Origin of the sequence: Brachybacterium sp. J144 (assembly GCF_036321705.1) — a bacterium.
In the GTDB taxonomy this organism is placed as follows: Bacteria; Actinomycetota; Actinomycetes; order Actinomycetales; family Dermabacteraceae; genus Brachybacterium.
The window spans coordinates 1-19,297 of record NZ_JAZDCG010000005.1; the positions used below are offsets into that span (position 1 = coordinate 1).

The window sequence follows — 19,297 nt, forward strand, 5'->3', positions numbered from 1 at the left end:
CAGGAGCCGCGTAGGGGGATCACCACCCCGCTGGGGGGGCTTCGCCGCTCCTGGCATGTCCGGGGTGACGACGGCCGACGAGCTCGCCACCTCGCGCCCTGCCGCGTCGGGACTCCCGACCGCAGAACTATGAGGTCGGTCACTCCGAAGGTCAACAGAAGGTCACGAATCTGCGCGGCGGATTGTCCGACGATCGGCACGTTCGGTTCGGCGAAAGTCCACGTCATGCAGGCCTTCCCGCTGGCCGTCGGCGCGATGCGCGGGCCGCGGGGCGGCGACTACTCCTCGGTACATTCATCTGTCGCATGCCGCAGGCACTGACCTCACGGTGCTGCGTCCCCGATCACCGAGCAGGCGGTGACCCCGCCGAAGGAGTGCCCGCCCGATGTCTGGAATCGATGCCGTCGTCGAGACGATCTTCGGCCCCATCGCCGCTGTCCTCAGTGCCGTCGTGTTCTACGAGGCCCCCATCTTCGGCGGCGTGCCGATCATCGTCGTCTGGCTCATGGCGGGCGCGGTCTTCCTCACCGTCTGGCTCCGCTTCCAGCCGATCACGGGCCTCAAGCACTCGATCGGCGTGATCCGCGGCCGCTACACCGCCAAGACCGACCCCGGTCAGGTCTCCAGCTTCCAGGCCCTGGCCACGGAGCTCTCCGGCACCGTCGGCCTCGGCAACATCGCGGGCGTGGCCATCGCGATCACCGTCGGCGGACCCGGCGCCGCGCTGTGGATCGCGATCTTCGGCTTCTTCTCGATGAGCGTGAAGATGGCCGAGGCGACCCTGGGCGTCATGTACCGCACGATCAACCCCGACGGCACCACCGAAGGCGGGCCGATGCACTACCTGCGCGACGGCCTGGCGCAGATCGGCCGGAAGCGCCTCGGGCGCGTCCTCGCGGTGATGTACGCGATCTTCGCGCTGTTCGGCGTCTTCGGTGCGGGCAACCTCTTCCAGGCCAATCAGGTGGCCGCGATCGTCGCCTCCTCCACGGGCAGCGATTTCCTCGGTGCGAACCAGTGGCTGATCGGCGCGGTCATGGCGGTCGTCACCGCGATGGTGGTCCTCGGCGGCGTCAAGAAGATCGCGCAGTGGACCTCCGCGATCACCCCGGCCATGGCCGTCCTGTACGTGGCGTGCACCCTCGCCATCATCGTCCTGAACATCGGGGCACTGCCCGGGGCGATCTCCACCATCGTCACCAGCGCCTTCACGGCCGACGGGGTCACCGGCGGCATCGTCGGCGTCGCCGTGGTCGGCATCCAGCGCGCCCTGTTCTCCAACGGCGGCGGCATCGGCACGGCGGGTATGGCCCACAGCGCCTCGAAGACGAAGGAGCCGGCGACCGAGGGCTTTACCGCCCTGTGGGAGCCGCTGATCGACTCGATCGGCGTGTGCATGCTCACCGCGCTCGCCGTGGTGATCACCGGGGCCTATCGCGAGGGCGGCGAGGACGGCGTGGCCCTCACCGCGAGCGCCTTCGCGACCGTCGCCGACTGGTTCCCGGTGCTGCTCACCGTCGCAGTCGTGCTCTTCGGCTTCTCGACCATCCTCGCGTACGCCTACTACGGCGAGCTCAGCGCGAAGTACCTCTTCGGCAGCTCGGCGCTGGTGCAGAACGGCTTCCGCATCGCCTGGGTGCTCGCCGTCGTGGTCGGTGCCGCGATCTCCCTGGACTCCGTCATCGCGTTCTCCGACGCGATGTTCTTCCTGATGTCCATCCCGAACCTGCTCGGCATCTACTTCCTCGCGCGGACCCTGCGCCTGGAGATCCTGCGCCACAAGTACCGCGTGAGCGTCGGCGCACTGACCGAGGTCGAGCCCGCGCTGCAGGTCGGCATGGGCGATCATGAGCCCACCGCGGAGCAGGTCGCCGCCGAGGAGCGCCTGACCCTCACCGAGGAGCTGCGTCTGGCCGAGCTGCACCGCCAGCTCGCGGAGGACCCGGACTTCCCCGTCCGCGCCGATCACCACGACGACGACCTCGCCTCGCCGATGGGGGAGACGGACTACGAGGGCTGGGGCGAGGAGCCCGACCCGGAGGGCGAGGCGCGGACCCCCGCGCCCGCCGGCACCTGAGTCCGACGGGGACGCAGCAGGGGCTTCGGCCGCACTGTCCACGTCCGGATGCTGACATCCCCATCTCGCATCTCGGAGAGTAGACTCGGCGCATGCCTCAGCTCCGTTCCCGCACCTCGACCCACGGCCGCAACATGGCCGGCGCCCGCGCCCTCTGGCGCGCCACCGGTATGACGAGCGGCGACTTCGGCAAGCCGATCATCGCGATCGCGAACTCGTACACGCAGTTCGTGCCCGGCCACGTCCACCTCAAGAACCTGGGCGACCTGGTCGCGAGCTCGATCGCGGAGGCCGGCGGCATCTCCAAGGAGTTCAACACCATCGCGGTCGACGACGGCATCGCGATGGGCCATGGAGGCATGCTCTACTCGCTGCCGAGCCGCGACGTCATCGCCGACTCGATCGAGTACATGGTCAACGCCCACACCGCGGACGCGCTGGTGTGCATCTCGAACTGCGACAAGATCACCCCCGGGCACCTCATGGCCGCGATGCGCCTGAACATCCCGGTCATCTTCGTCTCCGGCGGTCCGTCCGAGTCCGGGAAGCCCGTCGAGGGCGTCACCGAGCACCGCCTGGACCTGGTCGACGCCATGTCGCTGTCGGCGGACGACTCGATCACCGACGCGCAGCTGGCCGAGGTCGAGGAGAACGCCTGCCCGACCTGCGGCTCGTGCTCGGGCATGTTCACCGCGAACTCCATGAACTGCCTGACGGAGGTGCTCGGCCTCTCCCTCCCCGGCAACGGCACCACGCTCGCCACCCACGCCTTCCGCAAGGAGCTCTTCCTCGAGGCGGGGCGGAAGATCGTCGAGCTCACCAAGCGCTACTACGAGGACGACGACGAGTCGGTCCTGCCCCGCTCGATCGCCACCAAGGCCGCCTTCTCCAACGCCATGGCGATGGACGTGGCGATGGGCGGCTCGACCAACACGATCCTGCACATCCTCGCCGTCGCGATCGAGGGCGGGGTCGACTTCGGCCTCGACGACATCGATCGCATCTCCCGGTCCGTGCCGACCCTGTCCAAGGTCGCGCCGAACGGTACCGCGCACGTCGAGGACGTCCACCGCGCCGGCGGTATCCCGGCGATCCTCGGCGAGCTGGATCGGGCCGGGCTGCTGGACCACACCGTCCACACCGTGCACTCCCCGGACCTTCAGAGCTGGCTGGACGAGTGGGACGTGCGCGGCGGGAAGGCCTCGAAGAAGGCCGAGGCCCTGTTCCACGCCGCTCCGGGCGGGGTGCGCACCACCCAGGCGTTCTCCACCACGAACACCTGGGACGAGCTCGACCTCGACGCCGAGAACGGCGTGGTCCGCTCCGTCCCGCACGCGTACACGAAGGACGGCGGCCTCGCGGTGCTCAAGGGCAACCTCGCCCGCGAGGGCGCCGTGTTCAAGACCGCGGGCGTCACCGAGGACCTCTTCCACTTCGAGGGCACCGCCGTGGTCTGCGACTCCCAGGAGGAGGCGGTCCAGAAGATCCTGGACAAGACCGTGAAGGCCGGCGACGTGGTGGTCATCCGCTACGAGGGCCCGCAGGGCGGTCCCGGCATGCAGGAGATGCTCTACCCCACCTCCTTCCTCAAGGGGCGAGGCCTCGGCAAGACCTGCGCGCTGATCACCGACGGCCGCTTCTCCGGCGGAACCAGCGGCGTCTCCATCGGCCACATCTCCCCGGAGGCGGCCGAGGGCGGGCTGATCGGCCTCATCGAGGACGGCGACCGGATCATCATCGACGTCGACAAGCGCCTGCTCGAGCTCGACGTGCCAGGCGACGAGATCGCCCGCCGCCGGGAGAAGAAGGGACCGCTGCCGTGGCGTCCCGAGCACCGCGAGCGCCAGGTCTCCCAGGCCCTGAAGGTCTACGCGCACCTGGTGCGCTCGGCGACCTACGGCGCGACCCGCCGCCCGCTGGACTGAGAGCGAGGCGCGCGGCGCCAGTCTGACGGTCGCGCCCGGACGCGATGACGGCGGGGGACCCGCGAGGCCCGGAGGGGGCTCGCGGGTCCCCCGCCGTCACGTCTGTGGGGGAGGGCCGCCGGCTCAGGCCCCCAGCGCGGCCTCGTAGCGCTCGAGCGCGATCTCGGCGACGAGCTCGTGGTCGCCGAGGGGTGCGGCGACCACATCGGCCCCGGCACCGGAGACCAGGTCGTGGAAGTGGCCGGGGGCGAGCACATAGCTCGCGACCACCACCCGCGACCCGTCGGCCAGCCCCGCGCGCGCCGCGGTGACGGCGTCGGCGACCGAGGGCGTCGCGGCATAGGCGAAGCCGACGGTGACCTCCCGGCCGAGTCGCGCGGCGAGCTGCCGCGCCGCCTCCTCGACCTGGGCGACACCCTCCGGATCGCGGGTGCCGGAGCCCGCCATGACCACGGCGTCGCCGTCCCGCAGCCCGGCGTCGTCGAGGCGCTGCGCCATCACCTCGGCCAGGCGCGGATCGGGGCCGAGCGGTCCGGTGGCCGTCGCGGCACGGCCCGCGACCGCCCCGCCGATGTCGTCCTTCACGTGATAGCCGACGGAGAGCAGCAGCGGCACGACCACGGCCTGCACCGTCTCCGCTTCCCGGGTGCGCATCTCGGCGAGCTCCGCATGGGCGGCGACCACGGCCGCGACGTCGGGGGCCTGCACGTCCACGAACGCCTCGCGCACGGGACCCGGGGCGTGTGCGGCGATCCGGGTCAGCAGGGCGCGCAGCACGTCGCGGCCCTCGCGGGAGCGAGTGCCGTGGGAGCAGCCGATCAGCACCGGCGCCGTGCCGGGAGCGACGGGCGTCGGGAGACCGTCGGCGGGCAGGCCCTCGGCGATCTCCGCACCCTCCGCGAGGGCCTCGCGCCCCGCGCCGTGCGCCGGGGCGTCGGCCGCGGCGGCGAGTTGCTCCGGGTGCAGGAAGCCCTCCGCAGCGGTGCGCCCCACCACGATCACCGCGGGATGCCCGATGCCGGCGCCTTCGACGACCCGCTCGATGTCCGCGAGGGTGCCGCGCACCGTCCGCTGGGTCGGGAGGGTCGCCTCCTGCACCACCGCCACCGGGGTGGCGGGGTCGACGCCGTTCAGCAGCGCCTGGGCGACGAGGCGCGGCAACCAGCCGACCCCCATCATCAGCACCGTCGTCGTGCCCGGGTCGGCCAGCGCCGCGAGGTCCGCGGGGCCGAGGTCGCCGTGGGCGTTGACGATGTGCACGGCGACGGCGGTGCCGCGCTGGGTGACGGGCACGTCGCCAGCCGCGGGACCGGCGAGGGCCGAGGTCACGCCCGGCACGACCTGGACGTCGATCCCGGCGGCGCGGCAGGCGAGGACCTCCTCGCCGCCGCGGCCCAGCACGAACGGATCCCCGCCCTTGAGGCGCACCACCCGGCGCCCGTCCTGCGCGAGCCGCACGAGCAGCGCCCCGATCTCCTCTTGGGAGAGGGGATGCGCGCCGGGCCGCTTGCCGACGTCGATCACCTCGACGTCGTCCGCGAGCTCATCGAGCAGGGAACGCGGGCCGAGCCGGTCGGCGACCACCACGTCGGCCTGGCGCAGCAGCGTCAGGCCACGCACCGTGATCAGGTCCCACGCGCCGGGGCCGCCGCCCACGAGGGCGACGGTCCCGGGCTCGAGGCGAGCCTCGACCAGGCGGGCCTCGACCTGTGGGTCCTCAGCAGGGTGGGACGCGGGCTGCCCGCTCACGCCTCGTCATCCTGCGGCCCCGTGCCCGGGCGCGGGGCCGCAGCGACGTGCACCTGACCGTCGCGGACCTCGACGTCGAACACCCGGATCGGCTTCTTCGCACCGCCGCCGGCATCGATGACGGCTCCCGTCGAGAGGTCCCAGGTCTGCTTGTACATGGGGGAGGACAGGGTGGGGACGAGCCTCTCCGCGTCCTCGCCCTCGACCGTGAGCCGGTGGGTTCCGACCAGGCCGCGGGAGAGGATGTTCGATCCCGAGTAGGGGTCGTGCTGCTGGACGGCGTGCACGCTGCCGTCATCCAGCAGGAACACCGCGATCTGGGTGCCGTCCGGCAGGAGCGCGGCCGAGCCCCGCTCCGGGGTCAGGGCCTCGAGCGGGCAGATCGCCACGAGGGAGTCGGCGGGGGCGGTCATCACTGGTCCTCCTGCGAGAGATGGGCGGCGCCCGCGAGGGCGTGCTCCTTCGCCGCGAGCGGCGTCGGGAAGGTGTCGGCCGGATCGTCCTCGGGACGCGCGGGGCGGATCTGCTCGCGTTCGATCACGTAGCGCAGGCTCTTGTCGTGCAGGTCCGGGGCGTTGATGAACGACACGAACTTGGCGCGGCGCTCGGGGTCGTTGACCGCCTCGGCCCACTCGTCGACGTACGAGTCGGCGTGGCGCTGCATCGCGGCCTCGAGCTCCTCGCCGATGCCGAGGGAGTCCTCGACGACCACGCGTCGCAGCTCGGCGATGCCCCCCGGGTACTCCTCGACCCAGCGGGCGGTCCGCTGGAGCTTGTCCGCCTGGCGGATGTAGAGGATCAGGAAGCGGTCGATGCAGCGCTGCAGCGTCTCGTCGTCGAGATCCTCGACGAGCAGCTGGGCGTGCGCGGGCTGGGCACCGCCGTTGCCGCCGACGTACAGGTTCCAGCCGCGGTGCGTCGCGATCACGCCGACGTCCTTCGCCTGGGCCTCGGCGCACTCGCGGGCGCAGCCGGAGACGCCGATCTTCAGCTTGTGCGGGGAGCGCAGGCCGCGGTAGCGCGCCTCGAGGCGGGCGGCCATCGCGGTCGAGTCTCCGACGCCGAAGCGGCACCAGTTCGTGCCGAGGCACGACTTCACCATGCGCAGCGACTTGCCGTAGGCGTGGCCGGACTGGAACCCGGCTGCGACGAGGCGTTCCCAGATCTCGGGCAGCTGCTCGAGGCGCGCCCCGAACATGCCGATCCGCTGGGCGCCGTTGACCTTCACGTACAGGCCGTAGTCCTTCGCGACCTGCGCGAAGACGAGCAGCTTCTCCGGGGTGACCTCGCCGGCGGGCATCGCGGGGATGACCGAGTAGGTGCCGTCCTTCTGGATGTTCGCCATGACGTGGTCGTTCGTGTCCTGGAGCGAGCCGAGCTGGCGGCCGACGGGGTTGTGCCGCTTGCCCGCGAGCGCCCCGAGCGAGGACAGGATCGAGGCGACCGTCGGGCGGCACACCGCGCAGCCGCGCCCCGCCCCGGTGCCGTGCGCGGCGACGACCTCGGTGAACGTCTCCTGGCCGCCCTCCTCGACGAGCTTGTACAGCTCGGCGCGGGAGTGGTCGAAATGCTCGCACAGGGCGCGGGAGACCTCGATGCCGCTCTTCGCGAGCTCCTGGTTCAGGATCTTCGTGAGGGTCGGGACGCACGAGCCGCAGACGGTGCCGGCGGTCGTGCACTCCTTGATCGCGCCGACGGTGTGGCAGCCCTGCTCGTTGACCGCGTGGCGCACGGCGCCCGCGGCGATGTTGTTGCACGAGCAGACGACGGCGTCATCCGGCAGCTCGGCGCCCGCGAGCGCGTCGCCGCCGCCCTCGGGGGCGATCACGGCCGACGGGTCCGCCCCGAGGGCGCGCCCGGTCAGCGGCCGCAGCTGCGAGTACAGGGAGATGTCGCCGACGAACACCCCGCCGAGCAGGATCGTCGCGTCGTCGGAGAGCACCAGCTTGCGGTACTGGCGGTGGACCGGGTCGACGAAGGACACCTCGAGCGCGTCCGGGGTCATGGCGTTGACGTCGCCGAAGGCCGCGGCGTCCACGCCGACGCCCTTGAGCTTCGTGCCGTCCTCGGCGCGGGAGTGCGTACGGGCGCCGCCGAGGAAGCGGTCCACGACCACGTCGGCCATGTCGTTGCCGGGGGCGATCAGGCCCGCGCACACCCCGTCGAAGGAGGCGCACTCGCCGATCGCCCAGATGTCCGGGTCGGAGGTCTGGCAGCTCTCGCCGACGACCACGCCGCCGCGCTCGCCGATCACGAGCCCGGCCTCGCGGCCGATCCGGTCGCGGGGGCGGATTCCGGTGGAGAAGACCACGATGTCCGCGGGCAGCTCGCTGCCGTCGGTGAGCTCGGCAGTGCCCATCGCGCCGTCTTCGGCCGGGCGGAACGCGGTCGCGCCGACGCCGGTGCGCACGTCGATGCCCTTGTCCTGGATCAGCAGGCGCAGCATCTCGCCGCCGCCGTCGTCGAGCTGGACGGCCATGAGGCGGTCCGCGAACTCGACCACGGTCGAGTGGGCGCCGAGGCCCTGCAGCGCGGCCGCGGCCTCGAGGCCGAGCACGCCACCGCCGACGACGACGCCGCGGACCTCGCGGCCCAGCGTCTCGCCGCGCTCGGCGACCCAGGCGGCGAGGGACTCGACGTCCGCGACCGTGCGGTAGCTGAACGAGCCGGGCAGGTCCTTGCCCTCGGCGCGCGGCGCCCAGGCCCAGGAGCCGGTCGCGAGCACGAGCCGGTCGTACTCGTGGACGGTGCCGGAGGCGCAGGTGACGGTGTGCGCGGAGCGGTCCAGGGACTCGGCCTTGTCGCCGGTGACGAGCGTGATGCGGGGGTCGTCCCACACGCCGGTGTCGAGGGACAGGAGGTCCTCGCGGCGATGATCGAACCAGTCCGACAGGTGCACGCGGTCGTACGGCCGCTGCGGCTCCTCGCCGATCACGGTGAGGGTCCAGTCGCCGTCCGGATCCGCGGCGCGGAGCCGGGCCGCGAAGCGGTGGCCGGTCATGCCGCCGCCGACGACGACGAGCTGCTGGCCGGCCAGCGGGTGCTGCTCCGGGGCGGGGGCAAGGGGGGAGTGTCCGGGGGTGCTCATGCTCAGCTCACGTGCCTCTTTCCAGGGGATCGACAAGAGCCACCGTACGTGGAACCGAGCGCTGTGCGCAGGGACTTTCGGACGTTGGACCGGTCCCGTGGAGGTGATGCGCCGGGCCCCGCGCTAGGCGACGGCGCGCCCGGCGCGGGGCCGTGAGGCGACCGATGCCGGCCCGGCGCCGGAACAGCGGGGGAGCGGAGCGTCAGGCGCGCAGCCGGGCCTGCACCATGCCCGCGGCGAGCGTGGTGCCGGACTGCGGGTCGATCACGAGGAACGAGCCGCCGTCGCGGGTCGCCGCGTAGGGCTCGAGCGGCAACGGCTCGGCGAGCTGCAGCTGCACCTGCACGAGGTCGTTGAGCTCCGCCTGGTCGGCCGCGACGGTCTCGAGCGACTCGATGTCGAGGCGCTCGGTGATCGCCGAGACGCGCGCCTGCACGGTGCGGGTGCCGTGCTTGACGAGCACTCGGGCCCGCTCGCGCAGCGGGGTCTCCGCGAGCCAGCAGAGCACCGCCTCGGTCGTGTCCGTGGGGGAGGGGGCGGCGCCGCCCGCGAGGACGTCCCCGCGAGAGATGTCCAGCTCGTCGGCGAGGCGCAGCGTGACCGAGAGACCCGCCGCGGCCTGCTCGACCGGGGAGCCGGCGACGTCGATACCGGTCACGGTCGTCGAGCGGCCGGAGCCGGCGACGGTGACGGGATCGCCGAGCGCGACGGTGCCGGAGGTGATCAGCCCCGCGTAGCCGCGGTAGTCCACGTGCGCGGGGTCCACCGCGCCGTGCTGCGGGCGGATCACGAGCTGCACGGGCAGGCGCAGGTCGCCCTCGCGCTGGTCGGCGCCCGGGGGGAGGGTCTCGAGCAGTGCGAGCAGCGTCGGCCCCTCGTACCAGGCGGTGCGCTCCGAGCGGGTCACGACGTTGTCGCCGTGCAGCGCGGAGACCGGGACGACGTGCAGGTCGCGCAGCGCGAGCGAGTCCGCGATGCGGCCCAGGTCGGCGCTCACCTGCGCGTGGACGGCCTGCGGATCGTCGACGAGGTCGATCTTGTTGAGCGCGACGAGCACGTGCGGGACGCGCAGCAGGGCCGAGATCGCGAGGTGGCGGCGGGTCTGCTCGACCACGCCGTTGCGGGCGTCGACGAGCACCACGACGACGTCGGCCGTCGAGGCGCCGGTGACCGTGTTGCGCGTGTACTGGACGTGCCCGGGGGTGTCGGCCAGGACGTAGGAGCGCTCGGCGGTCGCGAAGTAGCGGTAGGCGACGTCGATCGTGATGCCCTGCTCGCGCTCGGCGCGGAGGCCGTCGGTGAGCAGTGCGAGATCGGCAAGCTCGCCCTTCCAGCCCCGCTGGCGGCTGGCCGCCTCGACGGAGGCGAGCTGGTCGGCGAAGACCGACTTCGTGTCGTGCAGCAGGCGGCCGATGAGAGTCGACTTGCCGTCGTCGACGCTGCCGGCGGTCGCGAGGCGCAGGAGGGTCGGGCCGGGATGGCCCGCGCCCGTGCCCTCGGGGGCGAGGAGCAGATCGGCGGTGGTCATCAGAAGTAGCCCTCCTTCTTGCGGTCCTCCATGGCGGCCTCGGAGATCCGGTCGTCCGCCCGGGTGGCGCCGCGCTCGGTGATGGTGCTGGCGGCGACCTCGGCGAGGACGGCCTGTACGTCGAAGGCCTCGGAGAGCACGGCCCCGGTGCAGGACATGTCGCCGACGGTGCGGTAGCGGACCGTGCGCCGGGTGGTCTCCTCGCCCTCGCGCAGGCCGCCCCAGTCGCCGGGGCTGAGCAGCATGCCGTCGCGCTCGACGACGTCACGCTCGTGCGCGTAGTACAGCGAGGGCAGTTCGATCTGCTCGCGGGCGATGTACCGCCACACGTCCAGCTCGGTCCAGTTCGACAGCGGGAAGACGCGCACGTGCTCGCCGGGACGGTGACGGGTGTTGTAGAGGTGCCAGAGCTCGGGCCGCTGGTTCTTGGGGTCCCACTGCCCGAAGGCGGAGCGCAGGCTCATGATGCGCTCCTTGGCGCGGGCCTTGTCCTCATCGCGGCGGCCGCCGCCGAAGACCGCCGTGAAGCGGTGCTCCTCGATCGCGTCGAGCAGCGGCATGGTCTGCAGCGGGTTGCGGGTGCCGTCGGCGCGCTCCTCGAGGCGACCGTCGTCGAGATAGTCCTGCACGGAGGCGACGAGGAGCTCGACGCCCATCTCGGCGACGGTCCGGTCGCGGAACTCGATCACCTCGGGGAAGTTGTGGCCGGTGTCGACGTGCAGCACCGGGAAGGGGATCGGGGCGGGCCACAGCGCCTTCGCGGCGAGGTGCAGCATCACCACGGAGTCCTTGCCGCCGGAGAAGAGCATGACGGGACGCTCGAGCTCGGCGACGGTCTCGCGGATGATGTGGATGGCCTCGGCCTCGAGGGCGTCGAGCAGGCCGGCCGGGGCGTCCACGCGCGGCGCGGGGGCGAGGGCGGTCATCGGTCCTCCTGGGTGGGGCTGAGGGAGATCAGGACGGGGGCGGTGCGGATGGCCGGGGCGGATCCAGCCGACGATCCCGCGGCGGGGTCCGCTTCGGTGCCGCCGTCGCCGGGGTGGAGTCCGCACTCGGTCTTCTGGGTGCCGGCCCAGCGGCCGGCGCGGGGGTCCTCGCCAGGGGCGACGGGACGGGTGCAGGGGGCGCAGCCGATGCTCGGGTAGCCCTGGTGCAGCAGCGGGTTCTCCGGCAGGGAGTGCTCGCGCGAGTACGCCATGAGCCGATCGTAGGACCAGGTGACGAGCGGGTTGATCTTGACGAGCCCGAAGGCCTCGTCGAAGGTCACCACGGGGGAGCCGGCTCGGGTCGGTCCCTCGTCGCGGCGCACGCCGGTGACCCAGGCGTCGTAGCCGCCGAGCGCCTTCTTCAGGGGGGCGACCTTCCGCATGCCGCAGCAGGACGCGGGATCGCGGTCGTGGAGCTTCGCGCCGTGCTCGGCGTCCTGCTCGGCGACGGTGCGCTCGGGCAGCACGTCCACCACCGTCACGTCGAGCTCGCGGGCGACACGGTCGCGGGTCGCGAGGGTCTCGGGGAAGTGGTAGCCGGTGTCGAGGAAGAGCACGTCCACGCCGGGGCGGTGGGCGGCGACGACGTGGGGGAGCACCGCATCGGCCATCGAGCAGGCCACCGTGAGAGAGTCCCCGAACGTCTCGGCGGCCCACCGAGCCGCGGCGTCGGCGAGCTCATCGGGGCCGAGCTCCGCCTCGAGGGCCGCGAAGCGCTCGGCGCCCTTCGCCGCGAGGGTGCGCAGGCGGGCGATCCGCTCCTCGGGGGTCTCGGCGGAGCCCTCGTCCTGGTGGGCGCGTTCGGTCGTGGTCATCGCAGCTCCTCCTCCTCGGCACGGTGCGCCCAGGCTGCGAAGGTCTCCCCGTCGGTGCGACCGTCCGCGAAGCGGCGGACGACGCGCTCGACGTAGTCCGGCAGCTCCGTGGCGGCGACCTTGTGCTGGCGCAGCGTGCGCCCCAGCTGGGGCCCCTCGAGACCGGGTGCTGAGAGCGATCCTCCCAGATGGACCTGGAACCCCGGGACCTGCTCGCCGTCGTCGGTCGTGATGATCTGTCCCTTGAGCCCGATGTCTGCCGTCTGGATGCGGGCGCAGGAGTTGGGGCAGCCGTTCAGGTGCAGGCTGATCGGCTGTCCGAGGCGCGGCTCGACGTCTGAGAGGCGGCGCTCGAGCTCGTCGACCGCCGCCGTCGCGGTGTCCTTGGTGTCCACGATCGCGAGCTTGCAGAACTCGAGGCCGGTGCAGGCCATCGTCGAGCGGCGCAGGGCGCTGGGCCGGGTGCGCAGCCCGAGGGCCTCGAGGCCCTCCACCGCGTCCTGGACGCGGTCGGCGGGGACGCCCAGGACCACGAGCTTCTGGAAGGCGGTCAGGCGCACGGAGTCGGCGCCGACCTCCTCCACCAGATCGGCGAGGCGGGTCAGGAGGTCGCCGCGGATCCGGCCGACCGTGGGGGCGGCGCCGATGTACGAGCGGCCGTCCTTCTGGAGATGCACGCCGACGTGGTCGCCCGGCCCGGTGGCCGGGGCGGGGGCCGGACCGTCCGGGAGGGCGTAGCCGAGGTACTCGGACTCGAGCACCTCGCGGAACCGCTCCGTGCCCCAGTCGGCGAGCAGGAACTTCAGCCGCGCCTTGTTGCGCAGGCGACGGAAGCCGTAGTCGCGGAAGATCCGCACCACGCCGTGCCACACGTCGGGTGCCTGCTCCTCGGTGACGAAGACGCCCAGGCGCTCGCCGAGCCGCGGGGCGGTGGAGAGCGCGCCGCCCACCCAGAGGTCGTAGCCGGGGCCGAGCTCGGGGTGGACCACGCCCACGAGCGAGATGTCGTTGATCTCGTGGGCGACGTCGAGGCTGGGGTGCCCGGTGATCGCGGTCTTGAACTTGCGCGGCAGGTTCGCGAGCTCGGGGTCGCCGATGTAGCGGCGCTTGATCTCGGCGATCACCGGGGTGGGGTCGATGATCTCGTCGGCGGCGATGCCGGCGACGGGGCTGCCGAGGAAGCCGCGCGGGGTGTCGCCGCACGCGGTGGTGGTCTCGAGGCCGACGGTGTCCAGCCGGCGCCAGATCTCGGGCACGTCCTCGATCTCGATCCAGTGGTACTGCACGTTCTGGCGATCGGTGAGGTCGGTCGCGCCGCGGGCGAAGTCGGTGGAGATCGAGCCGAGCACGCGGAGCGCGGCGGGGGAGAGGGCGGCACCGTCGGTGCGCACGCGGAGCATGAAGTAGCGGTCCTCGAGCTCATGCGGCTCGAGCTGCGCCGTGCGGCCGCCGTCGATCCCGGGCTTGCGCTGGGTGTAGAGGCCCCACCAGCGGAAGCGGCCGTGGAGGTCGTCACCGGGGATCGCGTCGAAGCCCTCGCGGGCGTAGGTCTCCTCGATGCGGGCGCGCACGTTGAGCCCGTTGTCCGCGGCCTTGAACTCCTCGTTGGGGTTCAGCGGCGCCGTGCCGTCGACCTTCCACTGCCCCTGCGGCTTGCCCGAGCGGGAGGGGCGCACCCGCGGTGGGGCGGCGTGCGCGGGAGCTCCGTCGGCGGGCGGACGGGTGCTGAGATCGGTCGACTCCATGCCCACAGAATGACGAGTAATGGAGGCAATTACAAACGCTTTGGTCATCCGGTGTCATGCACGGCACTCCCGCGTCATGCGCGGGCATCGGACGTCTCGCATCCCGGACCGGGGTGGCTCGGCGGGGGTGAGGGCCTATGCTGTCGCCATGCATCTCGACATCCTCGTAGTTCTCGAGCGCGGCTGACGCCCGTTCGTCCTTCGAGCACGTCACCGCGCCCCTCCCTGAGCCCCAGGCGGAGGGGCTTTTTCGTGCCCCCGGTCGGGTGCGATCCCTCGGGAGGGGAACGGCCGCAGTCCCCGCCACGACCACCGTCCGAGACGACGAAGGAGTTCCGATGACCGGACAGCAGATGACGGGCGCCCAGGCGCTGGTCGAGTCCCTCGAGCATGCCGGGGCCGAGGTCGTCTTCGGCCTCCCCGGCGGGGCGATCCTGCCCACCTACGACCCGTTGATGGACGCCAAGAAGCTGCGCCACGTGCTGGTCCGCCACGAGCAGGGCGCCGGCCACGCGGCGAGCGGCTACGCGCACGCCACCGGCAAGGTCGGCGTGTGCCTGGCGACCTCGGGCCCCGGGGCGACCAACCTGATCACCGCGATCGCCGACGCGCAGATGGACTCGATCCCGCTCGTCGCGATCACCGGCCAGGTCGGCTCGTCCTTCATCGGGACCGACGCCTTCCAGGAGGCCGACATCGTGGGCATGACCATGCCCGTGACCAAGCACAACTTCCTGGTCTCCGACGCCGACGAGATTCCCAAGGTCATCAAGCAGGCCTTCCACATCGCCTCGACCGGCCGGCCCGGCGCCGTGCTGGTGGACGTCACCAAGGACGCGCAGCAGGCGATGACCGAGTTCGTCTGGCCCGAGACGCTCGACCTGCCCGGCTACCGCCCCGAGTCGCGCCCGCACAGCAAGCAGATACGCGAGGCGGCGACCCTCCTGCTCGAGGCCAAGCGTCCCGTCTTCCTGCTCGGCGGCGGCGTGCTGCGCGGCCGCGCCTGGGAGGAGGTCGGCGAACTGGTGGACGTCTCTGGTGCCCCCTTCGTCACCACCCTCATGGCCCGCGGCGCCCTCCCGGACTCGCACCCCAGCCACCTCGGCATGCCCGGCATGCACGGGACCGTCGCGGCGGTCTCGGCCCTGCAGCGGGCGGACCTGATCGTGAACATCGGTGCCCGCTTCGATGACCGCGTGACCGGTCGCCTGGACTCCTTCGCCCCGAACGCGGCGATCGTCCACGCCGACATCGACCCCGCGGAGATCTCCAAGAACATCGAGACCGACGTGCCGATCGTGGGCCAGGCCGCCGATGTCGCCCGGGCCCTCACCGCCGAGCTGCGCAGCCGGCTGGATGCGGCGGAGAGCGACCCCCGCGACTACGACGCCTGGTGGAGCGCGCTGGACCTCCTGCGCGACAACTACCCGCTGGGTTGGACTGAGACCGACGACGGCCTGACCGCCCCGCAGAAGGTCATCTCCCGCCTCGGCGCGCTCTCCGGACCCGAGGCGATCATGGTCGCCGGCGTCGGACAGCACCAGATGTGGTCCGCGCAGTTCGTCCAGTACGAGAACCCGCTCACCTGGATCAACTCGGGCGGCCTCGGGACCATGGGCTACTCGGTGCCCGCCGCCATGGGCGCCAAGGTCGGCCAGCCGGACCGCGTGGTCTGGTCGATCGACGGCGACGGCTGCTTCCAGATGACCAATCAGGAGCTCGCCACCTGCGTCATCAACGACATCCCGATCAAGGTCGCGGTCATCAACAACTCGAGCCTCGGCATGGTGCGCCAGTGGCAGAACCTGTTCTACGACCAGCGATACTCCAACACCGAGCTCAACACCGGTCACGGCAGCCGCCGCATCCCCGACTTCGTGAAGCTCGCCGACGCGTACGGCGCCGCGGGCCTGCGCTGCGAGCGCGACGAGGACATCGACGACACCATCCGCCAGGCGCTCGAGATCAACGACCGCCCCGTGGTCGTGGACTTCACGGTGAGCGCCGACGCGATGGTGTGGCCGATGGTCCCGGCCGGCGTCTCCAACGACGAGATCCAGATCGCCCAGGGCATGAGCCCCGAGTGGGAGAGGGACATCTGATCATGAACGCCGCTTCCGCCCCGTCCACCTCGGAGTACGTGATGACCCCCCACAGCCAGACCCTGTCCGTCCTGGTGGAGAACAAGCCCGGCGTGCTCACGCGCGTCGCCGCCCTGTTCTCCCGCCGCGGCTACAACATCTCGTCCCTCGCCGTCGGCCCCACCGAGCACCCGGAGATCTCCCGTATCACCGTGGTGGTCGACGTCGACCAGCGTCGTCTCGAGCAGATCACCAAGCAGCTCAACAAGCTCGTCAACGTGCTCAAGATCGTCCAGCTCGAGCCCCGCCAGACCGTCCAACGCGAGCTGATCCTGATCAAGGTCACCGCGGACTCCTCGAGCCGTACCTCGGTGCTCGAGATCGTCCAGATGTTCCGGGCGAAGGTCGTCGACGCGGCGACCGACTCGGTCACCATCGAGGCGACGGGAACGCAGGACAAGCTCTCGGCGCTGCTGGGGATGCTCGATGAGTTCGGCATCCGCGAGATCGTGAAGTCGGGTGAGGTGGCCATCGGCCGCGGCGCCCGGGCGATCACGGACCGCGCGCTGCTCGGCTGACCGCGAGCCGCTCGCGGGGTCTCACATCCGGAGACACCCTCTCATCATGCAAGACTTCCGGCGCTAGGATCGACCTGACGCCGGCGCCGCTGCACCGCATCGCGGGCGGCGCGGACCCCGACCCACAGAACAAGGAGCACATCGTGGCGGAGATCTTCTACGACGACAACGCTGACCTCTCGATCATCCAGGGCAAGAAGGTCGCGGTGATCGGCTTCGGCTCGCAGGGCCACGCCCATGCGCTGAACCTGCGCGACAGCGGCGTCGAGGTCCGCGTGGGCCTCCGCGAGGGCTCGAAGTCCGCCACGAAGGCGCAGGAGGAGGGCCTGGGCACCGGCACCGTCGCCGAGGTCTCCGAGTGGGCCGACCTGATCATGATCCTCACGCCGGACCAGGACCAGCGGAAGGTCTTCGCCGAGTCCATCCAGCCGCACCTCAGCGAGGGCAAGGCGCTCGCCTTCGCGCACGGCTTCAACATCCGCTTCGGCTACATCGAGGTCCCCGCCGGCGTCGACGTCCTGCTGATCGCCCCCAAGGCCCCCGGCCACACCGTGCGTCGCGAGTTCGTCGCCGGCCGCGGCATCCCGGACATCGTCGCCGTCGAGCAGGACGCCACCGGCTCCGCCTGGGACCTCGCGCTGTCCTACGCCAAGGGTATCGGCGGCACCCGCGCCGGCGTCATCAAGACCACCTTCACCGAGGAGACCGAGACCGATCTCTTCGGCGAGCAGGCCGTGCTCTGCGGCGGCATGAGCCACCTGGTCCAGGCCGGTTTCGAGACCCTCTCCGAGGCGGGGTACCAGCCGGAGATCGCCTACTTCGAGGTCCTCCACGAGCTCAAGCTGATCGTCGACCTGATGTGGGAGGGCGGCATCGCCAAGCAGCGCTGGTCGATCTCCGACACCGCCGAGTTCGGCGACTACGTCTCCGGTCCCCGCGTCGTCACCGACCAGACCAAGGCCGACATGAAGGCGATCCTCGCCGACATCCAGTCCGGCGCCTTCGCGAAGCGGTTCATCGAGGACCAGGACAACGGTGCGAAGGAGTTCCAGGAGCTGCGCGCCAAGGAGGCCGAGCACGAGATCGAGAAGGTCGGCCGGGACCTGCGCAAGATGTTCTCCTGGTCCACCTCGGGCCTGGATGACGACTACACCGAGGGCAGCGCCGCGCGCTGATCCCACCCGGTCGCCCGACGGCGGCGGGCGCACCCCAGGGTGCGCTCGCCGCCGTTTCTCATGAATGATGTCGTGGACAGCTGTCCGAGATATCAGGGGGATCAGAGGATGAGCATCAGGTCGATCGCACGGCCGACGACGCGACGGACCGCGATGGCGGGCCTGGGGGCGCTGAGCGTCATGACAGCGGCCGGGGCCCGCGCGCTGCTGCCCAGCGCCGAGCCGTCGGACGCCGAGGGCCAGGATGCGGAGGAGCAGGCGGACTAGACCACGCCGCCGAGCCCCGAGGGGGAGGAGCCGACGCCCGTGCCCGGCGGCACCTTCGCGGGCTGGGCCGCCGAGGTGGACCTCCAGCTCGTCGAGCTCGACACCGCGGCTGCGGATGAGCGGTTCGGCACCCAGCAGGGGATGCTCGTGCGCACGGATCGCTTCGGGACCTGGTGGTCCCCGGGATTCGCCGAGGACTCTCCGGTGTTCACCGCCGCGCCGGTGCAGATCGACCCCGCGGCCGAGGAGGCCCTCGGCGGGAGCGAGGCCCTAGCCGGGGCCGCCACGGGCGTCCTGGTCCAGAGCATCCTGCACGTGCTCGACACCCCGCTGCTGCTCGAGGCGGACAACTCCCGCTCCGGCGAGATCGCCTCTGCTCTCGTCGAGTCGCTCGGGCTGGACGAGGCGTTCCTCCCGGCCTTCGACGATCTCTTCGCAGAGAACCCGATCGCCGGAGCCCTCGTCGACGGGGAGGGACTCCCGGAGCAGTACGGCATGGAGCCGCTCCCGTACCCCGAGGACGGCCACCGCATGCACCTGCTCGACGCCGTCACCGAGGTCGAGATGCTCGAGCTGCCGGAGCTCACCGGACCCCTCCTCCTCGCGTCCTCCCGGGGTGCCCTCCCGGTGGAGACCGCCGAGGGGGAGCGGCAGCTCGTGTGCACCGCGACCTTCGGCCTGGCCCTCGCGGTCGACGGCCGCAGGGCGCTCATGCTCTTCGCGACCGGTGCGGCGCCGAGCGTCCACCTCGAGGACCCCACGGCCCTGCCGGTCGTCGCGGGCACCGCGGTCCCCGAGGACTGGGAGGAGCACACCCTGCGTGATCTCAGCGTGGCGCTCCCGCCCGGGCTCGGCGACCCCGAGGTCTCGGAGATCGCGCTGAACTTCTCCGCCGGCGAGCGCCGCGCCACGATGGCCCGCCATCGGCTCCCGATCCCCTCCCCGTACCCCCTCGCCGCCACGCGGAACGTCGCTCGTGCCCAGATCCCCGGGGCGGAGCTCGCCGCGATCGAGCACGGCAGGGGCCCGGGCGGCCGCTTCTCCGTCGGCGTCACGGTTCATCGCGGGGATGAGCAGTTCTCGGTCCGCCTCCATGACCTCGCCGACGATGAGAGTGCTCTGTTCGCCCATCAGCTGCTGGCGGGGCTGCGCCTCGGCTGATTGCCTCGGAGGGCGACGCGGCATCCAGGTCTCGCATCGTGACCGCCGTTCCCGCATGGCGGACACGCGACTACTCTGGTCCCGAAGGCCCTGAAACCCGTCGCCCCCGAGGATGAGTGCGA

Annotated in this window: 14 protein-coding genes; 7 read left to right on the top strand and 7 right to left on the bottom strand. The window is 71.8% G+C overall.

Going from position 1 to position 19,297, the window contains the following annotated elements; all coding sequences use genetic code 11:
- Positions 1 to 385 precede the first annotated feature (385 nt).
- Both V1260_RS03065 and ilvD read left to right on the top strand, forming a co-directional pair.
- The gene (locus V1260_RS03065) at positions 386 to 2,077 is read left to right on the top strand and encodes an alanine/glycine:cation symporter family protein (RefSeq protein WP_329745328.1); all 1,692 of its coding nucleotides are present in this window, start codon (positions 386 to 388) and stop codon (positions 2,075 to 2,077) included.
- A gap of 92 nt (positions 2,078 to 2,169) precedes the next feature.
- Positions 2,170 to 4,002 (top strand): dihydroxy-acid dehydratase, encoded by a 1,833-nt coding sequence (ilvD, locus tag V1260_RS03070; protein WP_329745329.1) that lies wholly within the window; start codon positions 2,170 to 2,172, stop codon positions 4,000 to 4,002.
- A gap of 123 nt (positions 4,003 to 4,125) precedes the next feature.
- Here ilvD and cobA read toward each other — a convergent pair whose 3' ends face one another.
- From cobA to V1260_RS03105, 7 genes are all read right to left on the bottom strand, one after another.
- Positions 4,126 to 5,751, bottom strand: a complete 1,626-nt coding sequence (gene cobA, locus V1260_RS03075) for a uroporphyrinogen-III C-methyltransferase (RefSeq protein ID WP_329745330.1) — start codon at positions 5,749 to 5,751, stop codon at positions 4,126 to 4,128.
- Complete coding sequence (locus V1260_RS03080; RefSeq protein WP_329745331.1) at positions 5,748 to 6,164, bottom strand: nitrite reductase (NAD(P)H) small subunit; 417 nt, start codon at positions 6,162 to 6,164, stop codon at positions 5,748 to 5,750. The genes cobA and V1260_RS03080 overlap by 4 nt, the downstream gene beginning before the upstream one ends.
- Positions 6,164 to 8,839, bottom strand: a complete 2,676-nt coding sequence (nirB, locus tag V1260_RS03085) for a nitrite reductase large subunit NirB (RefSeq protein ID WP_329745332.1) — start codon at positions 8,837 to 8,839, stop codon at positions 6,164 to 6,166. Before nirB ends, V1260_RS03080 begins: the two co-directional genes overlap by 1 nt.
- Before the next feature lie 202 nt (positions 8,840 to 9,041).
- Entirely contained in the window at positions 9,042 to 10,367 is a 1,326-nt protein-coding gene (locus V1260_RS03090; RefSeq protein ID WP_329745333.1) for a sulfate adenylyltransferase subunit 1, read from the bottom strand.
- A complete protein-coding gene (gene cysD, locus V1260_RS03095) occupies positions 10,367 to 11,293 on the bottom strand; it encodes a sulfate adenylyltransferase subunit CysD (RefSeq protein WP_329745334.1) in 927 nt (308 codons plus the stop codon). Before cysD ends, V1260_RS03090 begins: the two co-directional genes overlap by 1 nt.
- Positions 11,290 to 12,168, bottom strand: coding sequence for a phosphoadenylyl-sulfate reductase (locus V1260_RS03100; RefSeq protein WP_329745335.1), 879 nt, complete (start codon positions 12,166 to 12,168; stop codon positions 11,290 to 11,292). Before V1260_RS03100 ends, cysD begins: the two co-directional genes overlap by 4 nt.
- Positions 12,165 to 13,913 (bottom strand): nitrite/sulfite reductase, encoded by a 1,749-nt coding sequence (locus V1260_RS03105; protein ID WP_329745336.1) that lies wholly within the window; start codon positions 13,911 to 13,913, stop codon positions 12,165 to 12,167. The genes V1260_RS03100 and V1260_RS03105 overlap by 4 nt, the downstream gene beginning before the upstream one ends.
- A gap of 338 nt (positions 13,914 to 14,251) precedes the next feature.
- Here V1260_RS03105 and V1260_RS03110 point away from each other — a divergent pair, with 338 nt between their 5' ends.
- The 5 genes from V1260_RS03110 to V1260_RS03130 all read left to right on the top strand — a co-directional run bounded on the left by V1260_RS03110 (position 14,252) and on the right by V1260_RS03130 (position 19,175).
- Entirely contained in the window at positions 14,252 to 16,015 is a 1,764-nt protein-coding gene (locus V1260_RS03110) for an acetolactate synthase large subunit (RefSeq protein WP_329745337.1), read from the top strand.
- Between the two features lie 41 nt (positions 16,016 to 16,056).
- Positions 16,057 to 16,572, top strand: coding sequence for an acetolactate synthase small subunit (gene ilvN / locus V1260_RS03115; RefSeq protein ID WP_329745481.1), 516 nt, complete (start codon positions 16,057 to 16,059; stop codon positions 16,570 to 16,572).
- 143 nt (positions 16,573 to 16,715) lie between these two features.
- A complete protein-coding gene (ilvC, locus tag V1260_RS03120) occupies positions 16,716 to 17,747 on the top strand; it encodes a ketol-acid reductoisomerase (RefSeq protein ID WP_329745338.1) in 1,032 nt (343 codons plus the stop codon).
- Positions 17,748 to 17,855: 108 nt separating this feature from the next.
- Positions 17,856 to 18,014: a hypothetical protein gene (locus tag V1260_RS03125; protein WP_329745339.1), complete on the top strand. Its 159-nt coding sequence runs from the start codon at positions 17,856 to 17,858 to the stop codon at positions 18,012 to 18,014.
- 39 nt (positions 18,015 to 18,053) lie between these two features.
- Positions 18,054 to 19,175, top strand: coding sequence for a hypothetical protein (locus tag V1260_RS03130; RefSeq protein WP_329745340.1), 1,122 nt, complete (start codon positions 18,054 to 18,056; stop codon positions 19,173 to 19,175).
- The last annotated feature ends 122 nt before the right edge of the window (positions 19,176 to 19,297 follow it).

Excerpts from the sequence above, each read along its gene's own strand:
- V1260_RS03080 (WP_329745331.1), bottom strand. The coding sequence starts at position 6,164 with ATGACCGCCCCCGCCGACTCCCTCGTGGCGATCTGCCCGCTCGAGGCC.
- V1260_RS03065 (WP_329745328.1), top strand. The coding sequence starts at position 386 with ATGTCTGGAATCGATGCCGTCGTCGAGACGATCTTCGGCCCCATCGCC.
- V1260_RS03100 (WP_329745335.1), bottom strand. The coding sequence starts at position 12,168 with ATGACCACGACCGAACGCGCCCACCAGGACGAGGGCTCCGCCGAGACC.
- V1260_RS03090 (WP_329745333.1), bottom strand. The coding sequence starts at position 10,367 with ATGACCACCGCCGATCTGCTCCTCGCCCCCGAGGGCACGGGCGCGGGC.
- V1260_RS03110 (WP_329745337.1), top strand. The coding sequence starts at position 14,252 with ATGACCGGACAGCAGATGACGGGCGCCCAGGCGCTGGTCGAGTCCCTC.
- ilvD (WP_329745329.1), top strand. The coding sequence starts at position 2,170 with ATGCCTCAGCTCCGTTCCCGCACCTCGACCCACGGCCGCAACATGGCC.
- V1260_RS03125 (WP_329745339.1), top strand. The coding sequence starts at position 17,856 with ATGAGCATCAGGTCGATCGCACGGCCGACGACGCGACGGACCGCGATG.
- V1260_RS03105 (WP_329745336.1), bottom strand. The coding sequence starts at position 13,913 with ATGGAGTCGACCGATCTCAGCACCCGTCCGCCCGCCGACGGAGCTCCC.
- ilvN (WP_329745481.1), top strand. The coding sequence starts at position 16,057 with ATGACCCCCCACAGCCAGACCCTGTCCGTCCTGGTGGAGAACAAGCCC.
- cysD (WP_329745334.1), bottom strand. The coding sequence starts at position 11,293 with ATGACCGCCCTCGCCCCCGCGCCGCGCGTGGACGCCCCGGCCGGCCTG.
- nirB (WP_329745332.1), bottom strand. The coding sequence starts at position 8,839 with ATGAGCACCCCCGGACACTCCCCCCTTGCCCCCGCCCCGGAGCAGCAC.